6 protein-coding genes and 1 pseudogene are annotated in these 6,084 nt (G+C 71.5%); 1 reads left to right on the top strand and 6 read right to left on the bottom strand.

All coding sequences use genetic code 11. From position 1 onward, the window contains the following. Together AC31A1_RS44845 and AC31A1_RS44840 are read right to left on the bottom strand one after the other, a co-directional pair. The coding region (locus tag AC31A1_RS44845) for a serine/threonine-protein kinase (protein ID WP_489658834.1) at positions 1-969 on the bottom strand (969 nt) is incomplete at its 3' end. A 44-nt stretch (positions 970-1,013) separates the two neighbouring features. Next, a complete protein-coding gene (locus tag AC31A1_RS44840; protein ID WP_489658833.1) occupies positions 1,014-1,907 on the bottom strand; it encodes an MBL fold metallo-hydrolase in 894 nt (297 codons plus the stop codon). 100 nt (positions 1,908-2,007) lie between these two features. Here AC31A1_RS44840 and AC31A1_RS44835 point away from each other — a divergent pair, with 100 nt between their 5' ends. Then, the gene (locus AC31A1_RS44835; protein ID WP_489658832.1) at positions 2,008-2,901 is read left to right on the top strand and encodes an AraC family transcriptional regulator; all 894 of its coding nucleotides are present in this window, start codon (positions 2,008-2,010) and stop codon (positions 2,899-2,901) included. Here AC31A1_RS44835 and AC31A1_RS44830 read toward each other — a convergent pair whose 3' ends face one another. The 4 genes and pseudogenes from AC31A1_RS44830 to AC31A1_RS44815 form a co-directional block, all read right to left on the bottom strand. After that, positions 2,902-3,261 (bottom strand): hypothetical protein, encoded by a 360-nt coding sequence (locus tag AC31A1_RS44830; RefSeq protein ID WP_489658831.1) that lies wholly within the window; start codon positions 3,259-3,261, stop codon positions 2,902-2,904. Positions 3,262-3,312: 51 nt separating this feature from the next. Next, positions 3,313-3,804: a hypothetical protein gene (locus AC31A1_RS44825; protein WP_489658830.1), complete on the bottom strand. Its 492-nt coding sequence runs from the start codon at positions 3,802-3,804 to the stop codon at positions 3,313-3,315. Positions 3,805-3,880: 76 nt separating this feature from the next. Beyond that, positions 3,881-5,536: a serine/threonine-protein kinase gene (locus AC31A1_RS44820; protein ID WP_489658829.1), complete on the bottom strand. Its 1,656-nt coding sequence runs from the start codon at positions 5,534-5,536 to the stop codon at positions 3,881-3,883. A 92-nt stretch (positions 5,537-5,628) separates the two neighbouring features. Then, positions 5,629-6,084 (bottom strand): annotated as a pseudogene (locus AC31A1_RS44815) (serine/threonine protein kinase); the annotation flags it as partial.

Genomic DNA, 6,084 nt, shown 5'->3' with positions numbered 1-6,084 from the left:
GGATTTGGGCTGGGGCGCGGGTGCGGGATCTGGTTCCGACTCGGCTCGCGGTACGGCGTCGGCGGCGGTCGCGGCTCCTGCGGCCTCCACGTCGGGCACGGCGTCCTGGAGGGCGATCGGCGGCTCCGGTACGTCCTTCCCCTCGGCCACCGCGTCCAGTACCGCGCCGACCTCATCCGCCCCGGGCCGCGCATCCGGGTCCCGCTCCAACAGCCGCAGGACCAGCGGCCCGAGAGGCCCCGCGCGGGTCGGTTCGGGCGGATCGCCGGCGAGGATCGCGCCGAGGGTGGACTCGACAGTCGTACGACGAAAGGGAGATGCCCCTTCGACGGCCGCGTACAGCAGGACGCCCAGGGACCACAGGTCGGAGGCCGGTCCCGCGCCCGTTCCCGACATGCGCTCGGGGGCGATGAATTCGAGCGAGCCGACGAACTCCCCGCTGGCGGTGAGGGATTCCTCGCCCTGGATGTGCGCGATACCGAAGTCGGTGAGGACGACGCGGTCGTGCGGGCCGAGCAGGACGTTGGCGGGTTTGACGTCCCGGTGCACGATCCCGACGGCGTGGGCGGCGCACAGGGCGCCGAGGACGGCGCGGCCGATGCGGGCGGCGTCGGCGGGGGCGAGGGGGCCGCGCCCGAGCAGTTCGTGGAGGGACTCGCCGCGCACCAACTCCATGACGATCCACGGGAGTTCGTCCTCGATGACGACATCGTGGATGGCGACGGCGGAGGGATGGTCGACCCGGGCTGCCGCGCGGGCCTCGCGGTAGAGCCGGTGGGCGGCCCGCTGGAACTCCTCGTCCTCCGGGTCGCCGGGCAACCGCGGTTGCTTGACGGCGACTTCGCGGTCCACGAGTTCGTCGAACGCCCGCCATACGGTGCCCATGCCGCCGGAGCCGATCCGTTCGAGCAGCCGGTAGCGGCCGCCGACCAGACGTCCGTCGCGCACCTGTTCGCCGACTTCGCTCATGCCCCATCAGTACCGTGCCCGGTACGGCCTTGTCGACGCGCCTCCTACTTCCCGAGCACCAGCGTGTCGCCCACCCGCCGCACCTCCGCGACACCGGTACCCCCGAAGTGCGCCGGAATCACCAACTCCCCCACGTCCGCGGCCCGTTCGAGCACGCGCCGCCGACTGTCCGCGGCTTGCCGGGGATCGAGGCAGAAGCAACTGCTGCACTCCGGATGCGGAATCTGGACGGGACTGTGCAGCAAGTCCCCGACGAACACCGCCCGTTCACCGCCGGAGGCCACCCGCAGGACGGACGAACCGGGCGTGTGTCCCGGCGCGGACTCCAACGTGAGGTGCTCGTCGACGCGGTACGTGCCGTCCCACAAAGTCGCCAACCCCGCGCGGTGCACGGGCGCGACGCTGTCCTCGTAGGTCAGGCGGTCGTCGGGTCGTACCGCACCGCCGTAGTTGTTGTCGGGCCCGAAGTGGAAGTCGTCGGCGGCGGGGAGGAGGTAGCGGGCGTTGGGGAACAGGGGCTCCCAACTCCCGTCCACGTCATGGGTGTTCCAGCCGACGTGGTCGCCGTGGATGTGGGTGTTGACGACGACGTCGACGTCCTGCGGCCGTACGCCGGCCCGCGCCAGCCGTCCCGGGAGGTCGCCCTGGCTCATGTGGAACAGCGGATTGCCGGGCCGTTCCCGCCCGTTGCCGACGCCGGTGTCCACGAGCACGGTCCGCCCGGCGCTGCGCACCACCCAGGTCTGGAGCGCCACGACGACGCGGTCGGTTTCGGGGTCCCAGTGGTCGGGGGCGAGCGTCTCGCGGTGCTCCTGCCAGACGCTCGCCGGCAGGTCCGGGACGAGGGTGCGGGCGAGGGCGTAGGGCCGCGCCCACTCGACGACGCGGACGACTTCGACGTCGCCGATGGTCAGGGTCTGTGTGTTGTCCTCGGTCATGAGGACAAGCGTAGGGAGGCTTGGTGAGCGTCTCAATGCGTGAATGACTCATGTGGATGCGTGGACGTCTCACCGCTGCTCCCCGGCGTACTCTGGTCTCATGGACGTGGTGAGCGACGCGATCTCCGCCGTACGGACCGGGCGGCCCTCCTCCAACCGCCTTCGGGTGGGCGGCAGTTGGTGCACGCGGCTCGCGCCGTACGAGGGTGCCGGGTTCCATGTCGTGCTCGCGGGCGGCTGCTGGCTGGTGCCCGACACGGGCGGTGAGCCGGTGACGCTGGGGGCGGGGGACGTCGTACTGCTGCCGCACGGTGCGGGACACGTGCTGGCGGACTCGCCCGGGGACACGGCGCGTGCGGTGCCGTTCGAGGAGATGCGGCGGCCGGCCGGTGACGGGCGTGAGGTCGAGTTGCTGTGCGGGAAGTACCGGCTGGACCGGAGCCGGACGCATCCGCTGATGGCGGAGCTGCCGGAGGTGGTCCATCTGCCGAACCGGGTCGGCCGTCACCCCGAACTGCGGTCGGCCGTGGACCTGTTGGCGAACGAACTCGACGAACGGCGGCCGGGGGCCTGCCTGGCGCTCCCAAGTCTGCTGGATCTCCTGCTCATCTACATGGTGCGGGCGTGGATGTCCGAGGCGGAGACGGGCAGTTGGCCGTCCGTACTGAGCGACCCGGTGACCACGGCCGCGCTCCGGGCCCTGCACTCGGACCCGGCCGCCCCCTGGACCAACGACCGGCTGGCCGCGGCGGCGGGTGTGTCCCGGGCGACGCTGGCCCGCCGGTTCACCGCGCTGGTGGGGCGGGCGCCGATGGCGTATCTGACGTGGTGGCGGCTGACGTTGGCCGCGACGCGGCTGCGGGACACGGATGCCTCGTTGGCGGCGGTGGCGCGGGAGGCGGGGTACGGCAGCCCGTACGCCCTGTCGCACGCGTTCAGCCGGGAGTTCGGGGTGACACCGGGCAAGTACCGCGTATCGGCGGGGAGTTCGTAGTCACCCGCCCTCGCTGTCCGGACCGTCGTCATACTCCTCCGCGAGCCGCAGGCCGAGGTCGGACTCCCACTCCAGGGCCCAGCGCCGCAGTTCCGCGATCTCCGCCGCGTCGAGCCCGTGCGCCGCGAACTCCTCGTCGCTCATCCAGACGACGCTCTCCAGCCGGTCGCGCAGCCCGAAGAGGTCGAAGTCCGGGCCGTCGGCCCCGAGCGCCAGCTGCTCCAGCTCGATCACGGAGTGGTGGCGGCAGGCCGCGCGCACGTCGATCACGTCCTGCGGCAGACCGCGATCGCTGAGCGCGCGCACGCTCAGGAGCGCCAGGTCTTCCTGACCCGCCGTGTTCTCCCGCTGCGATCGCACCGCCACCTCCCCGCCGTCCGGAGCCCGGTCAGACGTCCACGCCGCCCGATCTCAGCATCGCGAGCCGCGTCCGGTCCAGTACTCCGGCACAGGTGTGGATCTCGTCGATCTCACCCGCCAGACAGTCCGTGCCGGCGTCGGCCGTGACGCTCCGGCCGACCTGGAGGTCGCCGGTGGGTGCCCAGGTGTCCTTGCCGGTGTCGAGCGCGTCCGGCCGGACCCACGCGCCGGCCGAGAGATCTTCGCCGTGTCCACCGCGGAGTCGAGCGTCACGTACGCCTCGTCCGTGCCGTCGAACCGGGCGGCGGAGGCGACGTCCGTCCCGGTGGGGCCCTGCGCGTCCGGGATGACGCCGGTGCCGAAGCCCGCGCCCGAGTCGTGCCGCGGGTCCCAGCGGGAGACCGCCGCCCGGCCTTCCTGGACCAGGCCGGAGTAGGTCGTCGTGGCACTGACGTTCCCCGCCGTGAGGGTCTGCGGCACGGCGCCCGACAGCTCGTAGCGGTACGACACCACGTCGTCGGCCGCCGCCGCAACTCCGGTCATGGCAACCGCGGTCAGTGCCACGGTCGCGCAGGTCACCCCGGTGCGTCTCCCTGACCACGCATTTGCGCACCGCCGCTCACAGCGTGTCGACGTCCAGGTTCGCGATCGCCGCCTTCGCCACCTCACGGCCGCGGGCCGTGAAGTCGCCGTCGCCGGGGTAACTGATCGTAAGGCGGTACATGTTCCCGGAGGTGGTCTTGTAGTAGAAGATCTGCACCTCGCGGGGGCGGCGAAAGTCCTGGCTGTCGTCGGCGTCGTAGACGATCGTGTTCATGGCGGCGGGCTTGCCCCGGTAGGTGCCGGTGGGCTTCGTGACCGTCCTCGGGTTCTCCGGCATGTCGAGGCTGGAGCTGCCACTCTGCTTGAACTGGCCGTTGTCGTCGTACATTTGGGCCGCGGCGGAGTCCTTGATCTCGCCGAGGGTGTCCTCGGACTTCTTGACGAGGGCCAGGCCTATCGAGATGCTCCCGCTCCAGTCGGTGTACGTGATCCAGTGGCCCTTGTCTATCTTGCGGTCGGGCAGGCCGGGTTGGTACTTGGCCGGGACCGCGAGCGTCGCCGCGACGTCCTGCACGTGGTGCTTCTTCCAGCCGGGCGGGAGTGTCCGCGATCCGGCGAACGGGTTCGCGATCAGCAGATACGCCGTCACCGCCGCCGCGACGACCACCGCGCCGAGCCCGAACCACGTCGCGCGGCCCGGCCGAAGTCCCCTTGCCGCGCTGGGGCGTTCGACGTACCGCACCTCTTGCGTGGGCACCGGTGCGGGCGGGTTGGCCACCGACTCCAGCGCGGCGCGCACCTGGGCCGCGTTCGGGCGGCTCGCCGCGTCCTTGGCGAGGAGGGCGGTGATGAGGTCGGCGAGCGGGCCCGGGGCCGAAGTCGGCGGTGCGGGCGCGGAGTTGAGGACCGACTGGAGGGTGGCGGGGGTGTTGCTGCGGCGGAACGGCGAGACGCCCTCCGTCGCCGCGTACAGGACCACGCCGAGGGACCACAGATCGGAGGCGGGGCCGGGACGCTGGCCCAACACCCGCTCCGGCGCGATGTATTCGGGCGAACCGACGAAACCGCCGGTGTCCGTCAGGTTCGTCTCGCCCTCGATCTGCGCGATGCCGAAGTCGGTCAGGACGACGCGGTCGTGGCGGCCCAGCAGGACGTTGTCCGGCTTCACATCGCGGTGCAGGACGCCCGCCGCGTGTGCCGCTTCCAGCGCGCCCAGCACCTGGAGGCCGATCCGGGCCGCGTCGCGCGCGTCGAGGGTGCCCTCCTGCAACGCGTCGCCCAGCGAGCGGCCGGTCACCAGCTCCATCACGATCCACGGCTGACCGTCGACAACGGCCACGTCATGCACGTTCACGACGGCCGGGTGGTCGAGCCGTGCCGCCGCGCGTGCCTCGCGGCGCATCCGCTCGAAGGCGTTGGCGCGTTCGCGTTCGGGAAGATGGTCCGGGACGCGGGGCTCCTTCACGGCGACCTCGCGGTCCACCGTCTCGTCCTTGGCACGCCACACCGTGCCCATACCGCCGTGCCCGAGCCTGCCGAGCAACCGGTACCGCCCGGCTATGAGCCGTCCGGTGCCGGGGTCCGGCTGCGGGTCGGGCGACGAACCGGGCGTCGCGTACGGGTTGTCCGGGTGCGGCACCGGCGTCGGCACGTCCCTGCGCGGGTTCGGCGGTTGCAGGGCGAAACTCGTCGGCTCGTCGGCTCCGTGTCTCGCTCCCCCGTTGCTGCTCATACGTCCATCCATATCTCGCCGGACGCCACCACATCCACCTCTGGCGCTTTCCGGTCACAGAGCCGTGACCGAGGCCGCGGCTTATCTCCCGTTTATGTGTGTACGAACGTGTCCAGCGCGACGTCGAAGTACTCCTTCGCCTCCCGCACCTTCCCGACCGGCGCCGACACCCACACGTCGTACATCCGGCCGTTCTCCTCCCAGCACATGTCGTAGGTGTGCCGGGGTCCCTCCGCCGTGCTGAAGCCGTTCCAGCTGAACTCCCAGAGCGCGGCGGGGTGTCCGTAGTGCGTGGTGTCGGTGACCTTGCCGTCGTGGTAACCGGGGTTCGTGTCCGCCCCGTTGGCCGCCTCGCTCTTCATCACCGCGAGCGGGCCGCCCTGTTCGGGGTCGGACATCTTGATGCCGAGCCGGAAGGTCTCGCCCGGCGACATGTAGAAGATGCGCTCCCCCTGCGGCACGCGCACGAAGTCCTCCGGTACGGCGAGGGAGAAGCCGTCGGGATCGTGGGCGAGGCGGTAACCGGAGGGCGCGGTGGGGGTGTTGGC

The organism is Streptomyces sp. P5F9 (genome assembly GCF_057961495.1).
This window is presented reverse-complemented; position numbering and strand designations above follow the sequence as displayed.